Source organism: Methylobacterium crusticola (genome assembly GCF_003574465.1).
Taxonomy (GTDB): Bacteria; Pseudomonadota; Alphaproteobacteria; order Rhizobiales; family Beijerinckiaceae; genus Methylobacterium; species Methylobacterium crusticola.
Window position 1 is genome coordinate 1 of record NZ_QOWC01000062.1, and the last position, 23,023, is coordinate 23,023.

The 23,023-nt window shown below is 75.4% G+C and carries 20 protein-coding genes; 11 read left to right on the top strand and 9 right to left on the bottom strand.

Annotation, left to right across the window (positions count from 1 at the left end; all coding sequences use genetic code 11):
* Window positions 1-94: 94 nt before the first annotated feature.
* A complete protein-coding gene (locus DT057_RS19205; protein WP_128563712.1) occupies window positions 95-1,057 on the bottom strand; it encodes a LysR family transcriptional regulator in 963 nt (320 codons plus the stop codon).
* Between the two features lie 142 nt (window positions 1,058-1,199).
* Between DT057_RS19205 and DT057_RS19210 the strand changes: the two genes are divergently transcribed.
* Genes DT057_RS19210 through DT057_RS19220 form a run of 3 tightly spaced genes read left to right on the top strand, consistent with a single transcriptional unit; the run spans window position 1,200 to window position 3,023 of the window.
* On the top strand, window positions 1,200-1,823 hold the full coding sequence (locus DT057_RS19210; RefSeq protein ID WP_128563713.1) for a YceI family protein: 624 nt from the start codon (window positions 1,200-1,202) through the stop codon (window positions 1,821-1,823).
* Between the two features lie 13 nt (window positions 1,824-1,836).
* A complete protein-coding gene (locus DT057_RS19215) occupies window positions 1,837-2,460 on the top strand; it encodes a cytochrome b (protein ID WP_128563714.1) in 624 nt (207 codons plus the stop codon).
* Window positions 2,457-3,023, top strand: coding sequence for a YceI family protein (locus DT057_RS19220; RefSeq protein WP_128563715.1), 567 nt, complete (start codon window positions 2,457-2,459; stop codon window positions 3,021-3,023). The genes DT057_RS19215 and DT057_RS19220 overlap by 4 nt, the downstream gene beginning before the upstream one ends.
* Window positions 3,024-3,096: 73 nt before the next feature.
* Here the strand turns inward: DT057_RS19220 and DT057_RS35535 are convergent, their stop codons facing one another.
* From DT057_RS35535 to DT057_RS19245, 6 genes are all read right to left on the bottom strand, one after another.
* The gene (locus tag DT057_RS35535) at window positions 3,097-3,246 is read right to left on the bottom strand and encodes a hypothetical protein (RefSeq protein WP_162501451.1); all 150 of its coding nucleotides are present in this window, start codon (window positions 3,244-3,246) and stop codon (window positions 3,097-3,099) included.
* A 4-nt stretch (window positions 3,247-3,250) separates the two neighbouring features.
* Window positions 3,251-3,628 (bottom strand): hypothetical protein, encoded by a 378-nt coding sequence (locus DT057_RS19225; RefSeq protein ID WP_128563716.1) that lies wholly within the window; start codon window positions 3,626-3,628, stop codon window positions 3,251-3,253.
* A gap of 564 nt (window positions 3,629-4,192) precedes the next feature.
* On the bottom strand, window positions 4,193-5,701 hold the full coding sequence (locus tag DT057_RS19230; RefSeq protein ID WP_128563717.1) for a DUF2252 domain-containing protein: 1,509 nt from the start codon (window positions 5,699-5,701) through the stop codon (window positions 4,193-4,195).
* Between the two features lie 92 nt (window positions 5,702-5,793).
* Window positions 5,794-9,069 (bottom strand): TRCF domain-containing protein, encoded by a 3,276-nt coding sequence (locus tag DT057_RS19235; protein WP_128563718.1) that lies wholly within the window; start codon window positions 9,067-9,069, stop codon window positions 5,794-5,796.
* 165 nt (window positions 9,070-9,234) lie between these two features.
* Entirely contained in the window at window positions 9,235-9,822 is a 588-nt protein-coding gene (locus DT057_RS19240) for a c-type cytochrome (protein WP_128563719.1), read from the bottom strand.
* A gap of 57 nt (window positions 9,823-9,879) precedes the next feature.
* Window positions 9,880-11,169: a PQQ-dependent sugar dehydrogenase gene (locus tag DT057_RS19245; RefSeq protein WP_238313268.1), complete on the bottom strand. Its 1,290-nt coding sequence runs from the start codon at window positions 11,167-11,169 to the stop codon at window positions 9,880-9,882.
* Window positions 11,170-11,407: 238 nt separating this feature from the next.
* Here DT057_RS19245 and DT057_RS19250 point away from each other — a divergent pair, with 238 nt between their 5' ends.
* The 4 genes from DT057_RS19250 to DT057_RS19265 are packed head-to-tail and all read left to right on the top strand — an operon-like array spanning window position 11,408 to window position 15,337.
* On the top strand, window positions 11,408-12,328 hold the full coding sequence (locus DT057_RS19250; RefSeq protein WP_128563720.1) for an N-acetylmuramic acid 6-phosphate etherase: 921 nt from the start codon (window positions 11,408-11,410) through the stop codon (window positions 12,326-12,328).
* Window positions 12,329-12,372: 44 nt separating this feature from the next.
* The gene (locus DT057_RS19255; protein WP_128563744.1) at window positions 12,373-13,371 is read left to right on the top strand and encodes an SIS domain-containing protein; all 999 of its coding nucleotides are present in this window, start codon (window positions 12,373-12,375) and stop codon (window positions 13,369-13,371) included.
* Window positions 13,368-14,549, top strand: coding sequence for an N-acetylglucosamine-6-phosphate deacetylase (gene nagA, locus DT057_RS19260; RefSeq protein WP_128563721.1), 1,182 nt, complete (start codon window positions 13,368-13,370; stop codon window positions 14,547-14,549). Before DT057_RS19255 ends, nagA begins: the two co-directional genes overlap by 4 nt.
* Before the next feature lie 41 nt (window positions 14,550-14,590).
* Window positions 14,591-15,337 carry a DUF4336 domain-containing protein gene (locus DT057_RS19265; RefSeq protein ID WP_128563722.1) on the top strand — a complete coding sequence of 249 codons (747 nt, stop codon included), beginning with the start codon at window positions 14,591-14,593 and terminating at the stop codon, window positions 15,335-15,337.
* Window positions 15,338-15,361: 24 nt separating this feature from the next.
* Here the strand turns inward: DT057_RS19265 and DT057_RS19270 are convergent, their stop codons facing one another.
* Complete coding sequence (locus tag DT057_RS19270) at window positions 15,362-16,192, bottom strand: phosphogluconate dehydrogenase C-terminal domain-containing protein (RefSeq protein ID WP_128563723.1); 831 nt, start codon at window positions 16,190-16,192, stop codon at window positions 15,362-15,364.
* Between the two features lie 110 nt (window positions 16,193-16,302).
* On the bottom strand, window positions 16,303-17,499 hold the full coding sequence (locus DT057_RS19275) for a cytochrome P450 (RefSeq protein WP_128563724.1): 1,197 nt from the start codon (window positions 17,497-17,499) through the stop codon (window positions 16,303-16,305).
* 198 nt (window positions 17,500-17,697) lie between these two features.
* Here DT057_RS19275 and DT057_RS19280 point away from each other — a divergent pair, with 198 nt between their 5' ends.
* The 4 genes from DT057_RS19280 to DT057_RS19295 are packed head-to-tail and all read left to right on the top strand — an operon-like array spanning window position 17,698 to window position 22,952.
* Entirely contained in the window at window positions 17,698-19,290 is a 1,593-nt protein-coding gene (locus tag DT057_RS19280) for an ABC transporter substrate-binding protein (RefSeq protein WP_128563725.1), read from the top strand.
* Window positions 19,291-19,336: 46 nt separating this feature from the next.
* Entirely contained in the window at window positions 19,337-20,350 is a 1,014-nt protein-coding gene (locus tag DT057_RS19285) for an ABC transporter permease (protein ID WP_128563726.1), read from the top strand.
* Window positions 20,347-21,246, top strand: a complete 900-nt coding sequence (locus tag DT057_RS19290) for an ABC transporter permease (protein ID WP_128563727.1) — start codon at window positions 20,347-20,349, stop codon at window positions 21,244-21,246. Before DT057_RS19285 ends, DT057_RS19290 begins: the two co-directional genes overlap by 4 nt.
* Window positions 21,243-22,952, top strand: coding sequence for a dipeptide ABC transporter ATP-binding protein (locus tag DT057_RS19295; protein ID WP_128563728.1), 1,710 nt, complete (start codon window positions 21,243-21,245; stop codon window positions 22,950-22,952). The genes DT057_RS19290 and DT057_RS19295 overlap by 4 nt, the downstream gene beginning before the upstream one ends.
* Window positions 22,953-23,023 lie beyond the last annotated feature (71 nt).

Genomic DNA, 23,023 nt, shown 5'->3' on the forward strand with positions numbered 1-23,023 from the left:
CGGCCCCCGGCCGAGGTGCCGGCGGAGGGCAACGTCTACTGATCCGGCGCCCGGGCCGCCGGGCGCGGCGCCTGCGTCAGGCGCGGCGCCTGCATCAGGCGCGGCCGGCCTCGGCCGGGCGCTCCCCGGGGCTGTCCTGCCAGGTCGCCAGCGCGCCGCGCACGTGCTCCCGGAACAGGCGCACCCGGGCCGGCGGCTCGCGGCCCGCGAGGCTCACGGCCCGCAGGACCCCGCCGCGGCTCGCCCAGTCCGGCAGGACCCGCACGAGGGCGCCCGCCCGCAGGGAGCGCGCCGCCACGAGGCTCGGGATGTGGCCGATGCCGCCGCCGGCCAGGGTGAGCCGGAGCACCGTGGCGTAGTCGGTCGCGCGGATCGCCGGGCGCAGGGCGAGCGGCCGGTCCCTGCCCTCGCGGTCGGTGACGTGGAGGGGGGCGGCGCCGAGGCGCTCGCGCGACAGGATCAGGTCGTGGTCCGCGAGGCCGTCGAGGTCGGCCGGCGCCGCCCGGGCCGCCAGGTAGGCGGGCGCGGCGTAGAACCCGATGGCGAGGCGCGCCAGCACGGGGGCGCGGTATCCGCTGTCCTGCGCCGCGCCGGCGCCGAGCCGCAGCGCAAGGTCGATGCGGTTGGCCGCGAGGTCGAGGCGGGTGTCGGTGATCAGGAGGTCGATGGTGATCTGCGGGTAGAGGACCCGGAACGCCGCCACGAGGTCGGGGATGACCTCGGTGCCGAAATCGATCGAGGTGGTGACCCGCAGGTGGCCGTGCGGCAGGGTGCGGGCGTCGCGGGCGGTCTCCAGCGCCTCGTCGAGGAGCGCGAGGCTCTCCTGCGCCTTAGCGTGGAAGGCGAGGCCCTCGACGGTCGGCGACACCGCCCGCGGCGTGCGCGCGAGGAGCGTCACGCCGAGCTCGGCCTCGAGCCGCGAGATGCGGCGGCTGACGCTGCCCTTCGTCTCGCCGAGCGCCTCCGCGGCCTGCGTCACGGTGCCGAGGTCGACGACGGCGCAGAAGGCCCGCACGTCGCCGAGACCGCCGCGGAAGGTTTCCGAACGAGCAACCATGTGTCCCGGATTAGCCGTCTTACGCGGCTGCGGAAACCGCCTTAAGCGGTGACCCGCACGGTCGCGACTCCCGGACGCGTCCGGCCGGACCCGTCCGGCCGAACCCGTCCGGGACGCGAAGGCTGCCGCAACGGAGATCATCGTGAAGCCGTTCCTCTCGTCCGCCCTGGCGCTCGCCCTCGCGACGTCCCTCGCCGGGACGATCCCCGCCCACGCCCAGGGCGCGCCCACGCGCGACCCGGCGCAGATCCCGGCGGGCACCTACCAGGTCGATCCCGGGCACAGCCAGGTGGTGTTCAGCGTCCTGCATTTCGGGTTCTCGCACTACACGGGCCTGTTCTCGGACGCCTCCGGCACGCTGGAGCTCCAGCCGGCGAAGCCCGGCGCCAGCAGCCTGAAGGTCAGCGTGCCGGTCAAGTCGGTCTCGACGCCGAGCCAGAAGCTCACGGACGAGCTGAAGAGCGCGCAGTGGCTCGATGCCGGCCAGTTTCCGGAGATGACCTTCACGTCGACGAAGGTCGCGCTCGAGGGCAGCGACAAGGCCAAGGTCACGGGCGACCTGACGCTGCACGGCGTGACGAAGCCGGTGACGCTCGACGTGACGCTCGTCGGCGCCGGCACGAACCCGATGAACAAGCGGACCACGGTGGGCTTCGAGGCCAAGGGGACGATCAAGCGCTCGGAGTTCGGGGTGAAGACCTACGTGCCGATGATCGGCGACGACGTCACCCTGACCATCGCGGGCGCCTTCGAGCGCAAGGACTGAGCGGGCCCGCCCGATGCAGAGCGCCGCGACGCCCCGCCGCTACACCACCGTGGCGATCCTGCTGCACTGGCTGATCGCGCTCGGCGTGCTCGGCATGATCGGGATCGGGCTCGCCATGACGCGGGGCGGGCTGGCGCCCATGCGCCAGTTCCAGCTCTACCAGTGGCACAAGTCCCTCGGCATCACGGTGCTGCTGCTCGCGGTGCTGCGCGTCGCCTGGCGGCTCCTCCATCGCCCGCCGCCCCTGCCGGCCGCGATGCCGCGGGCGGAGCGGCGGGCGGCCTCCGCGGCGCACGGGCTGCTCTACCTCCTGCTGCTCGGCCTGCCGCTCACCGGCTGGGCCGTGGTCTCGGCCTCGCCGTTCAACATCCCGACCGTGCTCTACGGCCTGGTGCCCTGGCCGCACCTGCCGGTCCTGTCGGACCTGCCGAACAAGGCGCCGGTCGAGGCCGCCCTCAAGCTCGTGCACGGCTACGGCGCCTGGGTGCTGATCGGCCTCCTGCTCCTGCATCTCGGGGCGGCGTTGCGCCACCACCTCGTCCTGCGCGACGACACCCTGTGGCGGATGCTGCCCCTGGTCCCGCGCCCGGGCGCCCGCTCTCTCCCTCCCGCCGAGCCGGAAAGGTCCGCCCGATGATCCGCACCCGCCTCGCCCTCGCCCTCGCCCTGGCGCTCGTCCCCGCGGCCGGCCGGGCCGCCGACTGGACCGTCGACCCGGGCAAGAGCCGGCTCGGGTTCACCGGCACCCAGGTCGGCGTGCCCTTCAAGGGCCGGTTTTCGCGCTTCGAGGCGCAGATCAGCTTCGATCCGCAGAAGCCGGAGGCCGGCCGCGCCGTCGTGCTGGTCGACCTGACCAGCGCCGAGACCGGCGACGTCCAGCGCGACGAGGCGCTGCCGCAGTCAGACTGGTTCGACGCGAAGAGCGCCAAGCAGGCGCGGTTCGAGGCGACGCGCTTCGTGCCGAAGGGCGGCGACGCCTACGACGCCGTCGGCACCCTCACCATCCGGGGCGCGCGCCGCGACGTGACGCTGCCGTTCCGCCTCGCGCTCGACGGGGACACCGCCCACGCCACAGGGCACCTCGACCTCGTCCGCACCCAGTTCGGCGTCGGCCAGGGCGCCTGGACCTCCGGCCAGTGGGTGGCCCTCGAGGTCGGCGTCGACATCGACGTCACCGCCCGCGCGCGTCCCGGCGGCTGAGGCGGGGACGCGCACCGGGAGGCGGTTGCTTCGTGGTCACGACGGGGGAGCGGAACCGGCGGGCGGCTCCGCCTTACTCGCCGGTGGCGGCGCGGTTCCGGGGCGCCGCGTGTCCGTACTTGCGGTCGAACGCCTTACCGGCGAAGTGGAAGTAGCCGATCCCGCCACCCGCGAGCGCGAGGGCTCCGAGCACGAGCTGGACGGTGTACCAGTACGCGTCCACGGCCTCACTCCTCGCTTCGCATCTCGAACCGGACGACCGCCTGCCCTGCCATATGTAGACCGAGGCCGACGAAAACCCAAACCGGCCTGTACTCCTGGATGAAGCTGTCCAGCCCCTTGACCGCGGGGGCGATCCAGGCTGCCGCGAGCGCTGCGGCGGAGAGGGCATTCGTCCAGGCGGCGAAGACCTTGACGCCCTCGTTCCATCGCTTGGCCGCAAGTCTGCGCTCGGCGGGTGAGGGGCCGGCGGGAGGACTATCGCCTCCTCCGCCCGCCTTCGGTGATCCGGGCTCACGGGCCGGCACGCCTGCGCCGATGTCGGTCGCTCCGCTCGCCGCATCATCCCAGCTTTCCGACGGTCGTCGAACCGGTCCGCTCGTCATTCTCTGCTCGGCGAGGCGCTGGACATAGCAACGTCACGGAGCGCCCTAGATAGGCACTCATTCGTTTTCCGGCCGAGCAACGTAGTTGAATGCAAAGACATCGATAATCCGTGCATTCTTGGTCCGTCGCGCATGGGATCGTGATCGTCGAGTGTCGTCCATCGCTTGCGCGAGGGAGCCAGTACACGCACGCTCCGCACCCGAGGCGATGCACGCGGCTCCCGGCGCCCTACCGGTCGCGGCGCGTTCGCATCGTGATCACCGTGGAATCCTGGGGCTTTCCGCGCCGGGCGCTCGCCAAGCCGGGTGAGCCGCCCGGAAGACGACCTGCCCGCCGTCCGGGGCGCCCGTCCGCTCACTATGTGGGGAGTGAAGCGACCCGGCAAGGGGCAACTCCCGAGAGCGGTCGCGGCGGCGCGGCCGATGGGGGAAGGCCTGCGTCGCGGCGGAGAGTCGGGCGGGGAAGCTCCGCCCCTTACCGATCACCCGCGGGCGCGGGCCCGATCGCCGGCCAGCCGGAACGCGCGGCGGCGGCCGGCAGCCCGCCGGGACTTGCACCCCGCCTCACAGAAAAGGGTCCGGCGCCGCCTCGATCCGGCCGCTCGCGACGGCCTCGAGGAGGCGGCGGTGGTCGGCCGCGTTCTGCTCGCCGTAGGCGTCGGCCCACGCCGCCAGGGCCTCGCGCAGGCCGGCCTGGCGGTCCCGGCCGCAATAGCCCGCGATGGCGGCCGAATCCCCGGTGCGGGCGTGCGCCCGGGCCAGGAGGGCGCCGTAGGCCCACGAGAAGTAGATCAGGGGCTGGCCGCGCATGCAGCCGACCGGGATCTCGCCCTTCATGTTCTTCATCTGCCGCACGTAGAACGGGCGCCCGGCGATGCTGGTCCAGCCCAGCAGCGGGTCGCCCACCGCCTGGAGCAGGCGCTGGCCGTAGATCACCCGCTCGCCCTCGTGCGAGGCGTAGGGCTCGGGCATCCCGGGCAGGTAGGGCGCGTGGGCCGGCCGGACCGCCTCCTTGACCTGCAGGAAGAGCACGTCCCGGTCGGAATTGCCGCACAGGAGCGCCACGTAGGCGCGGGTGCCGACGCTGCCGACGCCGACGACCCGGTGGGCCACGTCGACCACGTGGTAGCGGCTCAGCATGAACCGGCGTTCCCGCGGCAGCGTCTCGGCGTAGCGCTCGAGGCCGCCGGTCACCGCCTCGCGGGTGGCCGCGTCGACGCGCGTGAGGATCGGCGGCTCCTCCCGGAAGCGCCAGCCGCCGTCGACGCGCCGCTCGCCCACCCGGGCGAGCAGGCTCCCGTTGTGACGCCGGCGCGCCTTCTCGATGGCCCGACGCACCACCTCCTGCGAGTGCGCGTCGATCCGGATGCCGCTGAAGCCGAGCTGGTCGGCCCGCGCCGCCTGGTGCCAGACGTCGAGCGGCCCCTGGGGGGCGAGCTCGGTCATGGTGTGCTGGTAGCCGCCGACCGCGGCCATCACGGCCTGCCGGCGGGCCTCCTGCGGCACGCCCTGGTCGCGCGCCGCCACGTCGATGCTCGCCACGAGGCGCTTCAGGTCCCATTCCCAGGGACCGACCGTGACCTCGTCGAAGTCGTTGAGGTCCAGGACGACGTCCCGCTGCGGCGTGCCGAACAGCCCGAAATTCGCGATGTGGGCGTCGCCGTTGATCACCACCGCGATGCCGCTCGCGGGCGTCCGGGCGAGGTCCCGGGCCATCACGTGCGCGGCGCCGCGCAGGAACGCGAAGGGCGAGCTCGCCATGCGGGCGACCCGCAGCGGGGTCAGGTGCGGCTGGCGCCCGTCATGCGCGGCCTCGATCACCGCGACCGGGTCGGGCCGGTCCGCGGGCGCGTCGAGATCCGCGTGGGCGGCGTGCGGCACGGCCGCCCGCAGGCCCTTGCCGGCGGCGCGGCGCTTCTCCCAGGGCTCGCCGGAGCTGCGCAGGTCGATCCGCGGGAAGTCGGCGAGCGGGACGAGGACGACTTCCTCGGCCGCCTCCACCGGGCCGGGGCCGGGCCCGGATCCGGGCGGCGGGGGGAAGTCGGGCGACGCGACGTCCGGCAAACGGTCCATGGGGGGCTCATCACTCAACGCCCGGGTCAACCTTGGCCTTCGCCGATCGTTCCGGTGGCCGGGATGAAAGCGACGCCGCGAACGTGCGCGGCTCACTCCTGGTGGTCGCGGGCGTCCTGGATGCGCTGGAGGAACGCCGCCGCGAGCCGCCCGCGCAGGACGGGATCGTCGCTCGGCCGGCGCAGGATGAGGCGTCCCTCCCGGGCCGTGATGCCGTCGCCGAGCGGCATCGCCCGCGGGGCGCAGCCGGGGCGGAAGTCCACGGCGAGGCCCTGGGGACCGCCGCTGAGCCGGGCGATGCCGAGGGCCAGGCACGCCACCCGCAGGTGCGCGAGGGTGAGCAGCGCCCGGACCGGGTCCGGCGGCGGGCCGAAGCGGTCCTCGACCTCCCCGCGCAGGGCCTCGACCTCCTCGGCCGAGCCGACGCGCAGGAGGCGGGTGTAGAGGCTCAGGCGCAGCTCCGGCTCCGGGACGTAGTCGTCCGGCACGCCCCCGGACAGGCCGAGCTCGATCTCCGGCGCCCAGTCCTCCGCCGGCTCCCCCTTGGCGGCGCGCAGCGCCAGGTGGAGAAGGTGCTGGTAGAGGCCGAGGCCGATCAGCTTGACGTGCCCGGCCTGGTTCTCGCCCACGAGGTCGCCGGCCCCGCGCAGGTCGAGGTCGCGGGCGCTGATGGCGAAGCCCGCGCCGAGGCGGTCGAGGGCCTCCAGGGTGCGCAGCCGCTTCTCGGCGGCAGGCGGGAGCGGCCGGTCCGGCCGGGCGAGGAGGTAGGCGACGCCGCGCCGCTGGCCGCGGCCGACGCGGCCCCGGAGCTGGTGGAGCTGGGCGAGGCCGAAGCGCTCGGCGTCGAAGACCAGCATCGTGTTGGCGCGCGGCACGTCGAGGCCGCTCTCGATGATGGAGGTGGCGAGCAGGACGTCGCCGTGGCCGTCGGCGAAGCGCACCATCGCGTCGTCCATCTCGGCGGCCGCGAGGCCGCCATGCGCCACCACGAGGTCGAGCGCGGGCACGAGCGCGCGCAGGCGCTCCGCCAGGGGGGCGATATCCTCGATCCGGGGGCAGACCACGAAGCTCTGGCCGGCCCGGCGGTGCTCGCGCAGCAGCGCCTCCCGCACCGTCTCGTCGGAGAAGGGCGCGATCACCGTGCGGATGGGCTGGCGCACGGCCGGCGGCGTCGCGATGACGCTGAGCGTCTTGAGCCCGACGAGGGCGGTCTGGAGCGTGCGCGGGATCGGCGTCGCGGTGAGGGTCAGGACGTGGGCGTCGCCGGCGGCCCGGCGCAGCGCCTCCTTCATCGTGGCGCCGAAGCGCTGCTCCTCGTCGATGATGGTGAGGCCGAGGTCGCGGAAGCGCACGCCGCGGCCGGCGAGCGCGTGGGTCCCGACGACGAGCCGGACCGTGCCGTCCGCGAGCCCCTGCCGGACGCGCCGGGCCTCGGCCGGGGCGACGAGGCGCGACAGCTCGGCCACCCCGATCCCGAAGCGCGCGAAGCGCCGCCCGAAGGTCTGGACGTGCTGGCGCACCAGGACGGTGGTCGGCGCCACCACGGCGACCTGCCGGCCGGCGAGGAGCGCGGCGGCGGCGGCCCGCAGGGCGACCTCGGTCTTGCCGAAGCCGACGTCGCCGCAGACCAGGCGGTCCATCGGCCGCTCGGTCGCGAGGTCGGCGAGCGCGGCATCGACGGCCCGGGCCTGGTCGGCCGTGAGCGGGAAGCCGAACCCGGCGCTGAACCGCTCCATCTCCCGCTCCGGCGCCGCCAGGGCCGGCGCCCGGGCCTCCCGGCGCGCCGCGGCAGCCTCCAGCATCGTCCGGGCGGCCCGGGCGAGGGTGGCCTCGGTCTCGAGGCGCCGCCGGGGCCAGGTGCCGCCCTCGAGCCGGTCGAGGGAGACCGCCCCGGCCTCCGAGCCGTAGCGCCAGATCCGGTCCGCCTGGGCGACCGGCACCATCAGGATCGCGTCGCCGCAGAAGCGCAGCCGCAGGGCCTCGGTCCGCCCGCCGTCGCCCGTCCCGATGGACTCGAGCCCCTCGAACACGCAGAGCCCGTGGTCGCGGTCGACCGCCACGTCGCCGGGCCGCAGGTCGACCTCGCCCAGGGGCAGCGCCGCGGGCTGTCCCGGGGCCGCCGACGCCGCGCGGCCGCCGTAGAGGTCGGCCGCCGCGATCACGGTGGCGCCCTCGGCGGGCACGTGGAAGCCCGCCTCCGCGGGCGCCTCGATCGCCAGGATCTCGCCCGGACGCGCCCGCCCGACCTCCGCCCAGGCGGCGATGGGCCGGACCTCCCGACCCGCGGCCCGGGCGGCCTGCCGCGCGAGGCGGCGCAAGGGGGCGCCCTCGCCCGCGAGCACGACGCGGTCGCGGGCCGCGATGCGCTCGCGCAGGGTGCGGGCGAAGGCCGCGCCGGCCCGGCGCTCCCGGACGAAGGACGGCACCGCGACCCCCTCGTCGGCCGCGGCGAGGCCGATCTCGCGGGCCCGGCGCTGGGCCGCCCACTCCTCGGGCGTCTGGTACAGGCCGGACCCCGCCGCGGCGCGGTCGGCGCCCTCGCGCCCCTCGGCGATCTGCTCGAAGAAGGCGGCGGCGCGCTCGTCCGCGCCCCGCTCGCACACGAGGCGGCCCGCCGGCACGTAGTCGAGCACCGTCGCGAGGGCGGGGTAGAGCTGCGGGAGCCGGTGCTCCTGGCCGGTGAACGGGGCGAGGCGCACCTCGGAATCCGGCGCCAGCACGATCTCGGTCGCCGGATCGATCACCAGCACCTCGGCCTCGGCCACCGAGCGCTGGGACACCGGGTCGTAGGAGCGGATCGCCGTGACCCGGCCCTCCTCGTGCTCGACGCGGCAGGGCCGCGGGGCGGCGGCCGGGAACACGTCGATCGTGCGGCCCCGGACCGCGACCTCGCCGGGCTCGTCGACCCGGTCGTCCAGGATGTAGCCGAGGCGCCCGAGCGCGGCCGTGATCGCGTCCGGGTCGAGGGCGTCCCCGACCCGGATCTCGACCCGGGCACCCGCCCAGGTGCCGGCCGGCGGCACCCGCTGGATCAGGGCGGGCGCCGTGGTCAAGACGACGGCGGGCAGGGCCGCCGCGTCCGTGAGCCAGCGCAGGACGCCGGCCCGGGCGCCCATGGTCCCGCGCGACGGCGAGGCGCGGTCGTGGGGCAGGCAGTCCCATTCCGGGTAGACCGCCACGCCGAGGCCCGGCGCGAGGGCCCGCAGCAGGGCGGCGATGTCCTCGAGCCGGCGGGCGTCCCGGGCGACGTGGATCAGCGGCGCACCCGATCGGGCGAGCCCCAGGAGGGCCACCGCGAGGGCTCCCGTCGGGACCAGCGGCGCCACGATCTCGGCGCCGTCCTGCGCCCTGCTCTTCCGCTTCGCCATGTCAGACCCACGCGCCTCGACTCCGGGAGCGAGGAACGCCGCGCGGGCGGGCCGGGGTCCGCGGCCTCCGGGACGATCCCCAGGGATTCGCCTGGGGCCGCGAGCCGCACCCCGACCGCCGGCCCGCCGCGCCGGGGCGCGGGGGCGCGGGGGCGCCGGCCCCGATCAGAGGCCCGCGAGGTAGCGCGCCAGGACCTGGATCTCGCCCGCGCCGAGACCCTGCGCGACCTCGTTCATCGCCGGGTCGTAGCCCGGGCGGGCGTTCGACTTGTAGCCCGCGAGCGCCTTCAGGAGGTAATCCTCGCGCTGCCCGCGGATGCGCGGGATCGCGTCGCGGCCGGCGAGGTCCGCCCCGTGGCAGGAGCCGCACTGGTGCCGGCTCACGAGGGCCCGGGCCTGCTCCGCCGCGGCGCCGATCGGCGCGGCGCCGTCCGGCGCGGCGGCCGGGCTCGCGGGCGCCGGCAGGGCCGCGAGCGCGTCCGCGAAGGCGCGCAGGTCGTCGTCCGAGAGGCCGGCCGCCATCTCGTTCATCGGCGGCGCGACCCGCTGGGTCTCGCGGAACTGGTAGAGCTGGGTCACCAGGTAGTCGGCCGGCTGGCCGCCGAGGGAGGGCACCTCCGGGATGGCCGAGCGGCCGGTCTCGCCGTGGCACGCGAGGCAGGGCGCGAGGCGCTCCGCCAGGGCCTCGGCCCGGGCGGCGGTGCTGCTGAGGAGGGCGGCGGCGAGCGCCGGCCCGATCGGGCAACGAGGCATGCGGGGCGACTCCCGGAAGGGGGACGGACGGGGCCCCGCGCGGGCGAGGCCCGGGGCTCAGCGGCCGTAGGAGATGCGGTAGATCGCGCCGTTGTAGTCGTCGGAGACCAGCAGCGCGCCGTCCCGGGCCACCAGCACGTCGACGGGGCGCCCGAGGTAGCGGTTGTCGTCGAGGAACCCGGTCAGGAACGGCTCGACCGAGGCGATCCTGCCGTCCGCCCCGAGCTTTGCCACCACGACGTCGCCGCCGACCTTCCTGGTGCGGTTCCACGAGCCGTGCCGCGCGATGAAGATCGCGTTCCGGTAGCTCTCCGGGAACTGCGTCCCGGTGTAGAAGCGCATCCCGAGCGCGGCGCTGTGGGGGCCGAGCAGGGCCGCGGGCGCCGTGAACGCGGCGCAGGACTGGCCCCAGCCGTATTCCGGGTCCGTGAAGGTGCCCTGGTGGCAGTAGGGGTAGCCGAAATGCTGCTTGCCGGGCTCCGACAGCACGTTGAGCTCGTCCTCGGGTATGTCCTCCGAGACCCAGTCGCGGCCGTTGTCGGTGAACCACATCTGCTTCGTCGCCGGGTTCCAGTCGAAGCCGACGGTGTTGCGCACGCCGCGCGCCACCACCTCGACGCCGCTGCCGTCGAGGTTCATGCGGCGGATCTGGGCGTGGGTGTCGGGCGGCATCAGGATGTTGCCGGGCGAGCCCACCGGCACGTAGAGCTTGTCGTCGGGCCCGATGGCGATGAACTTCCAGCCGTGCGCCTCGTCCTTCGGCAGGTCGTCGTAGACGAGCGTCGGCTTGAGGGGCGCGTCGAGATGCGCCTCGATGTCGTCGAAGCGCCAGATCCGCGAGAGCTCCGCCACGTACAGGGCGCCCTTGTGGAAGGCGAGGCCGTTCGGCCGGTGCAGCTTCGAGGCGATGACTTTGACGTCGCGCCTGCCGTCCTGGTCGCGGACCGCGTAGACCCGGTCGAGCAGGCGCGTCCCGGCGAAGACGGTGCCGCCGTCGCCCTGGCGCAGGGAGCGCGCGTTGGCGAGGCCTCCGGCGTAGACCTCGACCTTGAAGCCCTCCGGCACCTTGAGCCGGTCGACCGGCAGCTTCGCGACGGGGGTCGGCAGCGGCGGTCCGGCGACGGGCGCGAGCTTCGCGGCCTCCCCGCCCTCGGGCCGGCCGTAGAGCGCCGAGCCGCGTTCCTGCGTGGCGACGGGCGCCGCGCTGCCGGCCGGGGCCACCGGCGCGCTGCCCGGGGTCGGGGCCCCGCTCGGCTGCTGCTGGGCCGAGGCGCCGTGCAGGGCGAGCAGGCCGAGGGCGACGCCGGCGAGCGCGCCGCGCGCGCCGCGGGATGGGACAGGCCTCATGGGTTCACTCCCCGATGCGTCCGGCGCGAGGCCCTTGAGGCGGCCCGCCAGTTCGCGTGCCCGGATATCTGGACCGGGATCCCGGGCGTGCAACCCTGGCGGCGCCGCGAACACGGACCGCCTTCCCGGGGCGGGACCGCCGCGGCCCGGGACGGATCCCCGGCCGGGGGCCTGAGTTAGACACGAGGCGGCAGCGGAGCGGCGCACGCCGGTCGCGCGCGAGCGAAGGACGGGACGGATGACCACCGAAGGCGCGAGCGCCCGCTACTTCGACCTCGACGGCTGGGAGAGCGCGGACGTCCTCCAGGCGCTCTGGGAAGGCCAGCTCGCCGCGGTCGCGGCGATCGGCCCGGCCCTGCCGGCCCTCGCGGCCGCGGCCGAGGCCGCGGAGGCCGGCCTGCGCCGGGAGGGACGCCTCGTCTACGTGGGGGCGGGCACGTCGGGCCGCATCGGCGTGCAGGACGGGGCGGAGCTGCCCCCGACCTTCGACTGGCCCGAGGAGCGCCTCGGCTTCGCCATCGCGGGCGGCACCGGCGCGATCCTGCAGGCGGTGGAGAACGCCGAGGATTCCACGGCCGCGGGCGCGGCCTGGATCGCGGAAGCCGACGTCGGGCCGAACGACGTCGTGGTGGGCCTCTCGGCCAGCGGGACCACGCCCTTCACGCTCGCCGCCCTCAAGGCCGCCCGCGGGCGCGACGCCGTCACGGTCGGGATCGCCAACAATCCCGGCACGCCGATCCTCCAGCACTGCACCCATCCGATCCTGGTGGCGACCGGCGAGGAGGTCGTCGCCGGCTCCACCCGCCTGAAGGCGGGCACGGCCCAGAAGGTCGTCCTCAACCTGCTCTCGACGCTGATCATGATCCGGCTCGGGCGGGTCTACCGCGGGCGGATGATCGCCATGCGGGCGACGAACCAGAAGCTGCGCGCGCGGGGCGTCGCGATGGTGGCCGAGCTCGCGGGCTGCGACGCCGAGGCCGCGGCCCGGGCGAGCGCGGAGGCCGAGGGCGACATCAAGCTCGCGGTGCTGATCGCGGCGGGCGCCGCCCGCGACGAGGCCGAGCGCCTGCTCGCGCGCCACGACGGCAACCTGCGCCGCGCCATCGCGGCCTCGGAGCGGGAGGCCGCCGCGCTCCGCGACCCGGCCCGCGACGCGTGAGCGGCCACCCGGTGCCCGGCCCCGGAGCGGGCCTCGCGAGCTTCATGGCGCGGGAGACCGCCGAGGTGCCGGCGGCCGCGGCCCGGCTCTGCGCCGGGGGCGGGGCGGCGGCGCGGATCGCCGCCCAGCTGGCGGGGCGCAGCTTCCCCCTCGTGGTGGTCTGCGGCCGGGGAAGCTCGGGGCACGCGGGCGTCCACCTGCGCTACCTGATCGAGACCCGGCTCGGGCTCCCGGTCTCGGCCTCGGCGCCCTCCGTGGTGACCGGCTACGCCCGCACCCCGCGCGTCGCCGGGGCGCTGTTCGTCGTCGTGTCGCAATCCGGCCGCTCGCCCGACCTCGTCGCGGCGACGCGGGCCGCGCGGGCGGGCGGGGCGCTCACGCTCGCGATCGTCAACGACGCCGCCTCGCCGGTGGCGGCGGCCGCCGACCTCGTGCTGCCCCTGGAGGCCGGGCCGGAGCGGGCGGTCGCGGCGACGAAGACGGTCGTCACCTCCCTGGTCGCGGGCGCCGCCCTGGTGGCGGCCTGGGCCGGCGACCGCGCCCTCGCGGACGGCCTCGCGCTCCTGCCCGACCGGCTCGCCCGCGCCCTCGCGCTCGACTGGTCGGCCTGGTGCGCCGACCTGGCGCAGGCCCCCGCCGCCTTCGTGACCGGGCGCGGCCACGGCCTCGGCACGGTGCGGGAGATCGCCCTGAAGGTGGCGGAGACGCTGCGCCTGCCGGCCCTCGGCTACAGCGCCGCGGAGCTGAGGCACGGGCCGCGGGCCTCGGTCTCGGCCGCGACTCCGGTCCTGGCCCTGCGCCAGGCCGATCCGCTCGCCGAGGGCGTCGACGCGCTCGTGCGCGACCTGCGGCGGGACGGCATCCGGGTGCATGCCTGCGGCGGACCCGCCGGCACCCTGCCCTGGCTCGCCGACGGCCACCCGGCCTGCGACCCGATCGCGATGCTCCTGCCCGCCTACCGCGCCATCGAGGCCGAGGCGCGCCGCCGGGGCCTCGACCCGGACGCGCCGGCCGGCCTGACCAAGGTCACGGAGACCCTATGAGCGCCCCGGCGCCGGACGGGCCCCCCGACCTCGTCGTCGCGGCCGAGCGCCTGTTCGACGGCGAGGTCCTGCACCATGGCCGCGCCGTGGTGGTGCGCGGCGGGCGCATCACGGACGTGACGGCGGATCCGCCGCCCGCGTCCCGCCTCGTGCGCCTGCCGCCGGGCGCCATCCTGGCGCCGGGCTTCGTCGACGTGCAGGTCAACGGCGGCGGGGGCGTCCTGCTCAACGACGACCCGAGCCCGGCCGGCATCGCCCGGATCGCCGCGGCGCACCGGGGTGGGGGCACGACGGCGCTGCTGCCGACCCTCATCAGCGACACCCGCCCGGCGATCCGCGCCGCCATCGCGGCCGTCGCCGGGGCGATCGCGGCCGGGGTGCCGGGGATCCTCGGCATCCACCTCGAGGGGCCGTTCCTCAGCCCCGAGCGCCCCGGAATCCACGATCCGGCGCGCCTCGCCGGGCTGATGCCCGGGGACGTCGAACTCCTCACCGGCCTCGGCGGCCGGGGCGTCACCCTGGTCACGCTCGCGCCGGAGGTCGTTCCTCCGGGCACCGTGGCGGCCCTCGTCGCCCGCGGCGCCCGGGTGAGCGCCGGGCACACGGCGGACGACGGCGCGGCGATCCGGGCCGCCCTCGACGAGGGGCTGACCGGGTTCACGCACCTCTTCAACGCGATGTCGCAGCTCGGCCCCCGGGCGGCGGGCGCGGTCGGCGTCGCGCTCGCCGACGACCGCGCCTTCGCGGGCATCATCGCGGACGGCCACCACGTCGGCGAGGCCGCGCTCCGGATCGCGGCGCGCCTCAAGGGCCCGGCGCGCCTGATGCTGGTCACCGACGCGATGTCGCCGGTGGGCGACCCGGAGGCGGGCGCGACCTTCCGGCTGTTCGGGCGCACGATCCACCGGGACGGGGACCGCCTTGCGGCCGCCGACGGGACGCTCGCGGGCGCGGCGCTGACGATGGCGGGCGCGGTGCGCCACATGACGGCGCGGGGCGGCGCCTCGCTCGAGGCGGCGCTCGCCATGGCGTCGCTGACGCCGGCGCGCTTCCTCGGCCTCGACGGGCGGATCGGCCGGATCGCGCCCGGGTACGCCGCCGACCTCGTCGCCCTCGACGGGGCGCTCGCCGTCCTGGGCACCTGGATCGGCGGCGACGTCGCGCCGGCGGGAGCGTAGAACCGGCATCCGCCGGGCCCGACCGCGTCCAGGAGGCAGCCGTGAGCACCGTGACCTACCCGCCCCTCGACGTGCTCAAGCCGGTCGGGCCCGACCTCTGGATCGTCGACAGCGGCCCGGTGCGGGCCCTCGGCCTGCCCCTCCCCGTGCGCATGACGGTGATCCGGCTCGGCGGCGGCGACGTTTGGTTGCACTCGCCGACGCGCTACGACCCGGGCCTGCACGCCGCGATCGAGGCCATCGGCCCGATCCGCCACCTCGTCGCGCCGAACGTCGCGCACTGTACCTTCCTGGAGGGCTGGCAGCGGCACTGCCCGGGCGCCGTGACCTGGGCGGCGCCGGGCCTGCGCGAGCGCCGCCCGCTGCGCCGCCGCGCGGGACGGGACGCCCCGCGGCTCGACCGGGACCTCGCCGACGCGGCCCCGCCCGACTGGTCGGGGGACCTCCGGCAGGTCGTGGTGCGCGGCGGCCTGGGTTTCCGGGAGGTCGCCTTCTACCACCCGCGCTCGCGCAGCCTCGTGCTGACGGACCTGATCGTGAACCTCGAGCCCGGGCGGCTGCCGGCCCCGATGCGGCCCCTCGCCCGGCTCGCCGGCGTGTCGGCGCCCGACGGCCGGGCCCCGGCCTACCTGCGCGTCGTCGTGCGCCTGAGGCGGCGCGAGGCCGTGTTGGCGGCCCGGGCCCTCGTCGCCCTCGAGCCGGAGCGCGTCCTGTTCAGCCACGGCGCCTGGTTCGCGCGCGACGGCGCCGCGCGCCTGCGGCGCTCCCTGCGCTGGCTCCTCGACTGAGCGCGCCGGCCTCGCGGCGGCCGGTCAGGTGATGCGCCGGATGCTCTCGGCGATCTCGGCCTCGTCGAGGCAGCCGAGCCAGTCGTCGCGCATCAGCCGCGGCTTGCCGAACCGGATCGCCTTGTTGCAGGCGTCCGAGAACACGCCGGGCACCTCCCCGAAGGTCACGGCCGCCAGGATGTTGAGGTGGCCGAGGAGGAAGTCGCGGGCGCACTCGGCCGGCACGCCGCGGCGCACGGTCTCGTCCATCGCCTCCCGCATCACGTCGAGGAGCGTGGCGCAGACCGTCTCGGACAGGCCGGGCTCGAGGAGCGCCATCTGCTCGACGGTGACGCGGTGGGAGCGCAGGATCGGGGCCCAGATCGCCTTGGCGACGCGCTCGCCGAGGTCGAAGGCCTCCTCGGGCCCCTGCATCAGCGCGCTGGTGATCGACTGGCGGGCGGCGATGCCGCCGAAATGGTCGCGCCGCCCCTCGGGCGTGGCCTCGTCGTTGAAGATCGGCGGGTGGCAGGGATGGGTGACGAAGTAGGTCAGGTCGGGCCGCTCCGGGAGGTGGCCGGCGAAGGGCGCGGCGGCGTCGAGGATCACCACCATGGTCCCGGCCCTGAGCTTCGGCGCGAGGCCCGCCGAGACCGCGCGGATCAGCGTGTCGGGCACCGCGAGGATCACCACGTCGGCTCCCTCGAGCGCCGCGTCGGCGTCGACGCAGTCGAGGCCGAGCTCGTCCTTGAGCCGCCGGCGTCCGGCCTCCCCGACCTCGACGTGGGCGACCCGGAACTCCGAGCCCGCGAGGTTGCGCGACAGGCGCACGCCCATCTTCCCCCCGGCGCCGAACAGCGCGACCGTCTCGTTCATGGCTTGGCTCCTCCCAGATATGCGTCGCGCATGCGCGCTCTCGGGGCGCGCGGGTGCGAGCGTAGACGCGGGCCCGCGCCCGGGCGAGCGGCGACGCGGGGCGTGGCGCGTCAGGCCCAGGTCACGGGCAGCTCGGCGACGCGCCGGATGCCCCCGAAGGCCTCGACGCGCAGGGGCGCCGCCGTCCTCAGCCCGGGCACGCGGCGCGTGAGCGCGCGCAGCCCCTCCTCCAGCTCCATCCGGGCGAGCGCCTCCCCGAGGCACCGATGCGCCCCGCCGCCGAACACGAGGTGCCAGCGCGGGTGATCCGCGCGGCGGATGTCGAACCGGTCGGGATCGGCGTAGAGGTCGGGGTCGCGCAGCGCCGACAGCGTCGAGAACGAGACGAGCGCCTGCGCCGGGAGCACGTGGCCGTCGATGTCGATCTCCTCCACCGTGAAGCGCGGGAAGGAGCCGACGGACGGCTCGTAGCGCAGCGCCTCGGCGACCGCGCCCGCGACCAGGCCCTCGTCCGCGCAGACGGCCCGCCACTGCTCGGGGTGGGCGAGCAGGAGGGCGACCTGGATCGTCAGGGCGGCCCGGGTCGTGTCGCTGCCGGCCAGGACGACCGAGACGACCTGCGCCACGGCCTCGGCGGCGCGCTCCCCGCCGTCGTCCCCCGCGGATTGCGCGAACGCCGTGAGGAAGTCGTCGCGCGGCGCGCGGCGGCGCTCCGCGAGCCGGTCCCGCACGTAGTCGGTCAGGCTGCGCGTCGCCTCCTCGATCCCGGGCGTGTCCGCGGGCGTCCACGAGGAGCTGAGCGCGCGCGCCATCCGGTAGACCCAGCCCGTGAAGCGCGGGATGTCGTCGTCCGGCAGGCCCAGGACCGCGCCGATGGTCCGCGCCGGCAGGGCGGCCGCGTAGTCCGCGAGCAGGTTCATCCCGCCCGCCCCGTGGTGGCGCTCGAGGATCGCCTCCGCGATGGCGCGGATCCGCGGGCGCAGCGCCCGGACCATCTGGAACGCGAAGGCGGGCGCCATCGGGGCGCGCCGCCGCGCGTGGGCCTCGCCGTTGGACAGGAGCATGCTGCGCTCCAGGAAGTCGAACAGGGGCCCGGCGGTCACGCCGCGCAGCCGCGCGAACTCCGTCTCGACCTGGCGCGTGCGCGGATCGGTGACGAGCCGCTGCACGTCGCGCGCGCGCAGCAGGATCAGGACCCCGTCATCCGCCGAGATGAAGGGGGCGAGCGGCCGGTAGCGGCGGCAGGCACCATGCGGGTCCGCCTCGAGCTCGGCCCGCGGCACGACGATCGGTGCGCCTGCATCCATGCCCGCCTCCCCGGAACCGTCCTCGCGGCCGCGCCGACGATGGTGGAGGCTGGTGCGGGATCGGGCAACCCGCAAAAGCGGGCGGCGCGCCTGCCCGCGGGGCAGCCCGCCCGCGCGGCACGAGTCCTGCCTCTGGGATTCCCGCCTCCGGCAAAGCTCGCGCGCCGGCGGCGCGGTCCGGGAGGGGGAAGTCCACGCATGATCACGCGCCGCACAGCCCTCGCGGCCGGCCTCGCCGCGCCCTTCGTGGCCAACGGACGGGTCCGGGCCCAGGCGCCCTCGCGCAACGAGACGCTGCTGCTGATCCAGGAATACGGGCCGAATTCCCTCGACATGCAGGGCATCGGCGCCTCGCAGCCCGTCAACGGCGTGGCGCTGAACTGCTACGACCGCCTGCTGCGCTTCAAGCCCGTGCCGATCCCCGGGGGCGGCGGCCACCAGGTCGCCATGACGGAGCTCGAGGGCGAGCTGGCCGAGAGCTGGCAGGTCGCCTCGGACGGGATGAGCTGCACCTTCACCCTGCGCGAGGCCCGGTTCCATTCCGGCCGGCTGGTCACCGCCCGGGACGTGAAGTGGTCCCTCGACCGGGCGGTGTCGATCGGGGGCTTCGCCACCACGCAGATGAACGCCGGCTCGCTCGAGAAGCCCGAGCAGTTCGTCGCGCTCGACGACCGGACCTTCCGGGTCGATTTCGCCCGCCGGGACAAGCTGACGATGCCGAACCTGGCCGTCACCATCCCGTTCGTGTTCGATTCCGAGCTCGCCCGGCGCAACGGCGGCGACGATCCCTGGGCCAAGGAGTGGCTGAAGAACAACGTCGCCGGCTCCGGGGCCTTCAAGGTCGAGAGCTGGAAGCCCGGCGTCGAGACCGTCTACGTCCGCAACGACGCCTGGGCGTCGGGCCGGCGGCCGTCGCTGCGCCGGGTCATCGCCCGCGACATCGCCTCGCCCTCGACCCGCCGGGCGCTGATCGAGCGGGGCGACGCCGACATCTCCTACGGCCTGCCGCCGAAGGACTTCAAGGATCTGATCGACGGCGGGAAGGTGAAGGTCGTCGGCGTGCCGATCCCGAACGGGGTGTGGTCGCTCTACCTCAACACCAAGGTCGGCCCCTTCGCGGACGTGCGCCTGCGCCAGGCCGTGGCCTGGGCCGTGCCCTACGAGAAGATCCTGCAGGCCTCCCTGTTCGGGCGCGGGGTCGCCATGTCGGGCGGGCCCGAGACCCCGCGGGTCGCCTGGCCGCAGCCCTTCCCCTACCGGCCCGATCCCGCCCGGGCCAAGGCGCTCGCGGCGGCGGCGGCACCCGGGGGCTTCGCGACCACGCTGCTGTTCGACGCCGGCAACGCCACCGTGGCCGAGCCGATGGCCGTCCTCATCAAGGAGGCGCTCGCGCCCCTCGGCATCGCGGTCGAGATCACCAAGGTGCCGGGCTCGAACTTCCGCGGCGAGATCGGCAAGAAGACCAACCCGATGGTGCTGAACCGCTTCGCGGGCTGGCTCGACTACCCGGATTATTACCTGTTCTGGACGCTCCACGGCAACAACTCGATCTTCAACATCGCCTCCTACCAGAATCCGGAGCTCGACAGGCTGGTGGATGCCGCCCGCTTCACCTCCGATCCGGCCGCCTACGACAGGAGCGTGATCGACTTCGTGTCGCTGGTGGAGCGCGAGGTGCCGATGGTGCCCATCGCCCAGCCGACCCACGACGTGGCGATGCAGAAGACGATCGGCGGCTACCAGTTCCAGCCCTGCCGCGAGCCCGATTTCCGCTACCTGACCAAGGGGTGAGCCCGATGGACCCCCACCCCCCAGACGGCCGCCGGCGGGCCGCCCGATGCTGAGGCTCGTCGCCGACCGCCTGATCACGACGGTCCCCGCCCTCGTCGGCGTGATCGTGGTCTGCTTCCTGCTCACCCGCGTCCTGCCCGGGGACACGGCTGCCTATTTCGCGGGCCCGACGGCCACCCCGCAGGCGATCGAGCAGATCCGCCGGGAGCTCGGCCTCGACCGGCCGCTGCCCGAGCAGTTCGCCCGCTACGTCGCGGACCTCGCGCGCGGCGACCTCGGCCAGTCCCTCACCACCGGGCAGCCCGTGGCCGCGGACCTGCGGGCGCGGCTGCCGGCCTCGGCGGAACTGACGCTGTTCGGCCTCGTCCTGTCGCTGATCGTGGCGATCCCGCTCGGCATCACGGCGGCGGTGCGGCAGGGCTCGATGGTCGACCACGCCTGCCGGATCGTAGCGACGACGGGCGTGTCGCTGCCCGTCTTCTTCACGGGCCTGCTCCTCGTCACGGTGTTCTACTTCCTCCTCGGCTGGGCCCCGGCGCCGCTCGGGCGCCTCGACACCTTCGCGTCGCCCCCGCCGGAGCTCACGGGCTTCTACCTCGTCGACAGCCTCGCGGCCGGGGACCTCGAGACCTTCCGGGCGGCCCTGGCGCAGATCGCCCTGCCGGGCATCACCCTGGCGATCTTCGCCCTGGCGCCGATCGCCCGCATCACCCGCGCCGCGATGCTGGCGGTGCTCGCCTCCGACTTCATCCGCACGGCGCGGGCCGCGGGACTCTCGGGCCGCACCGTCGTGATCACGTACGCGTTCCGCAACGCGATGCTGCCGGTCGTCACCACGCTCGGCATGGTGTTCTCGTTCCTGCTCGGGGCGAACGTGCTGGTCGAGAAGGTGTTCGCCTGGCCGGGCGTCGGCTCCTACGCGGTCGAGGCGCTGATCGCCTCCGACTTCGCGCCGGTGCAGGGCTTCGTGCTCGCGATGGCGATCCTCTACATCGCCCTCAACCTCCTGATCGACCTCACCTACGGGGTGATCGACCCGCGCACCGCGAGCGCCGCGTGAGCGCGGGCCCGCTCCTCGATCCCGCGCCGGGCCCTCGCCCCCAATCCGGCCTCGGCGCGACGCTCGCCCACGCCCGCTACGTCGTGTCCGGCAACCCGGTCACGGCCCTCGCCTTCGGGCTCCTGCTGCTGCTCGTCCTCTGCGCCGTCCTCGGGCCCGCCCTGGCGCCCTACGACCCCCTCGCCTCCGACACGGCGGCGGCCCTGAACCCGCCCTCCCTCGCCCACCCGTTCGGGACCGACCAGCTCGGGCGCGACATCCTCTCGCGCGTGGTCGCGGCGGCCCGGCTCGACCTCGCCATCGCGGTGTTCTCGGTGGCCCTGGTCTTCGCGGTCGGGGGCCTGGCCGGCCTCGCGGCCGGGTATTTCGGCGGCTGGACCGACCGCGTGGTGGGCCGCATCGCCGACACCATCATGGCGTTTCCGCTCTTCGTGCTCGCCATGGGCATCGTGGCGGCCCTCGGCAACACGGTCACGAACATCGTGCTCGCCACCGCCATCATCAACGTGCCGCTCTACGCCCGCCTCGCCCGGGCCGAGGCGGCGGTGCGGCGCAACGCCGGCTTCGTGCTGGCGGCGCGGCTCACCGGCAACAGCGAGATCCGCATCCTGCTGACGGGCATCCTGCCGAACATCCTGCCGCTGATGATGGTGCAGATGTCGCTGACCATGGGCTACGCCATCCTCAACGCCGCCGGCCTGTCGTTCATCGGGCTCGGCGTGCGCCCGCCCACCCCCGAATGGGGCATCATGGTCGCCGAGGGGGCGGGCTTCATCGTCTCGGGGGAGTGGTGGATCGCGCTCTTCCCGGGGCTCGCGCTGATGATCGCGGTGTTCTGCTTCAACCTGATCGGCGACGGGCTGCGCGACATCGTCGACCCGCAGAGGCGCACGTGACCGCCCTCCCGCTCCTCGAGGTCCGCGACCTCACGGTCGAGTTCGCCACCCGCCGCGGCACCGTCCAGGCGGTGCGCCGGGTCGACGTGGCGGTCGCCCGGGGCGAGACCGTCGGCATCGTCGGCGAGTCGGGCTCCGGCAAGTCCGTGACCTCCTACGCGGTCATGCGCATCCTCGACCGTGCGGGCCGCATCGCCGGCGGCTCGGTGACGTTCTCGGGCGTCGACCTGCGGGCGGCGGGCGAGCGGCAGATGCGCGACCTGCGCGGCCGGGAGGTCTCGATGATCTTCCAGAACCCGCGCAGCGCCCTGAACCCGATCCGCAAGGTCGGCCACCAGATCGAGGACGTGCTGCGCCGGCACGCCCAGGCCGGCTCCGGCGACGCCCGCGCCAGGGCCGTGGCGGCCCTGGAGCAGGTGCGGATCGCCCGGGCCGCCGAGCGCTACCACGCCTACCCGTTCGCGCTCTCGGGCGGCATGTGCCAGCGCGTCGTCATCGCGCTCGCCCTCGCCTGCCGGCCCCAGCTCCTCATCGCCGACGAGCCGACGACGGGCCTCGACGTCACGACCCAGAAGGCCATCATGGACCTCGTGGCCGAGCTCACCCGCGCCCGCGGCATGGCGACGATCCTGATCACCCACGACCTCGGGCTCGCCGCCGCCTATTGCGACCGGGTCGTGGTGATGGAGCAGGGCCGCGTCGTCGAGGCGGCCGCGGCCGAGACCCTGTTCCGCGCCCCCGCCCACGCCTACACGCGCCGCCTCGTGCGGGCGACGCCCCGGCCGGGCATCGGGCTCCGGGACCTCCTGCCCGAGCCCGCGCCGGAGGCCGCGCCCCTCCCGGCCGGCGCGGGCGTCGTCCCTGGCGAGCCCCTCCTCACGGTGACGGGCCTCGCCAAGGACTACGCCGGCGGCGGGACGGCGCCGCTGCTGCGCCGTCTCCTCGGCCGCGGGCGGGCCGGCGCGGCGCCCGCGCCCGTCCGGGCCGTCGACGGGATCTCGTTCGCGGTCCGGCGCGGCGAGAGCGTCGGGCTCGTGGGCGAGTCGGGCTGCGGCAAGTCCACGACCTCCACCATGGTGATGCGGCTCCTCGACCCGAGCGCCGGCTCGATCGTGTTCCGGGGCGAGGACATCGGCGCCGTCCCGGCGGCCCGCTTCGCCCGGCATCCGCTGCGGCCCCGGATCCAGATGGTGTTCCAGGATCCCACGGACGCGCTCAACCCGCGCTGGACCGCCGCCCGCGCCATCGCGGACCCGCTCCTGCGCTTCGGCACCACGCGCGCGGTGCGTCCCCGCTGCGAGGAGCTGGCGCGGCGCGTCGGGCTTCCCGCCGCGCTGCTCGACCGCTTCCCGCACCAGCTCTCCGGCGGCCAGAAGGCCCGGGTCGGCATCGCCCGGGCCATCGCCACGAACCCCGACCTGCTGATCCTCGACGAGCCGACCGCGGCCCTGGACGTCTCGGTGCAGGCGGTGGTGCTGAACCTCCTCGCCGACCTCAAGCGCGACCTCGGGATGAGCTACCTCTTCGTCAGCCACGACCTCCACGTGGTGCGGCTGCTCTGCGACCGAGTCATCGTCATGCGGGCGGGCGCCATCGTGGAGGAAGGCAGCGCCGCCGAGGTGCTGGAGCGACCGAAGGCCGCCTACACCCGCGAGCTGATCGCCGCGATCCCGCACCCGCCCGCGGCCTCGCCGTCCCCGGCCTGACGCCGCAGCGCCGGGCGGCCTGCGTACCGGGAGGCGGCCCGCCTGGCGGGGGCTCGCTCGCCGCGAGCGTC

What these genes read in the sequence shown, in the direction of transcription:
- DT057_RS19205 (WP_128563712.1), bottom strand. Translation starts at nt 1,057, where the DNA reads ATGGTTGCTCGTTCGGAAACCTTCCGCGGCGGTCTCGGCGACGTGCGG.
- DT057_RS19215 (WP_128563714.1), top strand. Translation starts at nt 1,837, where the DNA reads ATGCAGAGCGCCGCGACGCCCCGCCGCTACACCACCGTGGCGATCCTG.
- DT057_RS19220 (WP_128563715.1), top strand. Translation starts at nt 2,457, where the DNA reads ATGATCCGCACCCGCCTCGCCCTCGCCCTCGCCCTGGCGCTCGTCCCC.
- DT057_RS19225 (WP_128563716.1), bottom strand. Translation starts at nt 3,628, where the DNA reads ATGACGAGCGGACCGGTTCGACGACCGTCGGAAAGCTGGGATGATGCG.
- DT057_RS19230 (WP_128563717.1), bottom strand. Translation starts at nt 5,701, where the DNA reads ATGGACCGTTTGCCGGACGTCGCGTCGCCCGACTTCCCCCCGCCGCCC.
- DT057_RS19235 (WP_128563718.1), bottom strand. Translation starts at nt 9,069, where the DNA reads ATGGCGAAGCGGAAGAGCAGGGCGCAGGACGGCGCCGAGATCGTGGCG.
- DT057_RS19240 (WP_128563719.1), bottom strand. Translation starts at nt 9,822, where the DNA reads ATGCCTCGTTGCCCGATCGGGCCGGCGCTCGCCGCCGCCCTCCTCAGC.
- DT057_RS19245 (WP_238313268.1), bottom strand. Translation starts at nt 11,169, where the DNA reads ATGAGGCCTGTCCCATCCCGCGGCGCGCGCGGCGCGCTCGCCGGCGTC.
- DT057_RS19250 (WP_128563720.1), top strand. Translation starts at nt 11,408, where the DNA reads ATGACCACCGAAGGCGCGAGCGCCCGCTACTTCGACCTCGACGGCTGG.
- DT057_RS19255 (WP_128563744.1), top strand. Translation starts at nt 12,373, where the DNA reads ATGGCGCGGGAGACCGCCGAGGTGCCGGCGGCCGCGGCCCGGCTCTGC.
- nagA (WP_128563721.1), top strand. Translation starts at nt 13,368, where the DNA reads ATGAGCGCCCCGGCGCCGGACGGGCCCCCCGACCTCGTCGTCGCGGCC.
- DT057_RS19270 (WP_128563723.1), bottom strand. Translation starts at nt 16,192, where the DNA reads ATGAACGAGACGGTCGCGCTGTTCGGCGCCGGGGGGAAGATGGGCGTG.
- DT057_RS19275 (WP_128563724.1), bottom strand. Translation starts at nt 17,499, where the DNA reads ATGGATGCAGGCGCACCGATCGTCGTGCCGCGGGCCGAGCTCGAGGCG.
- DT057_RS19280 (WP_128563725.1), top strand. Translation starts at nt 17,698, where the DNA reads ATGATCACGCGCCGCACAGCCCTCGCGGCCGGCCTCGCCGCGCCCTTC.
- DT057_RS19285 (WP_128563726.1), top strand. Translation starts at nt 19,337, where the DNA reads ATGCTGAGGCTCGTCGCCGACCGCCTGATCACGACGGTCCCCGCCCTC.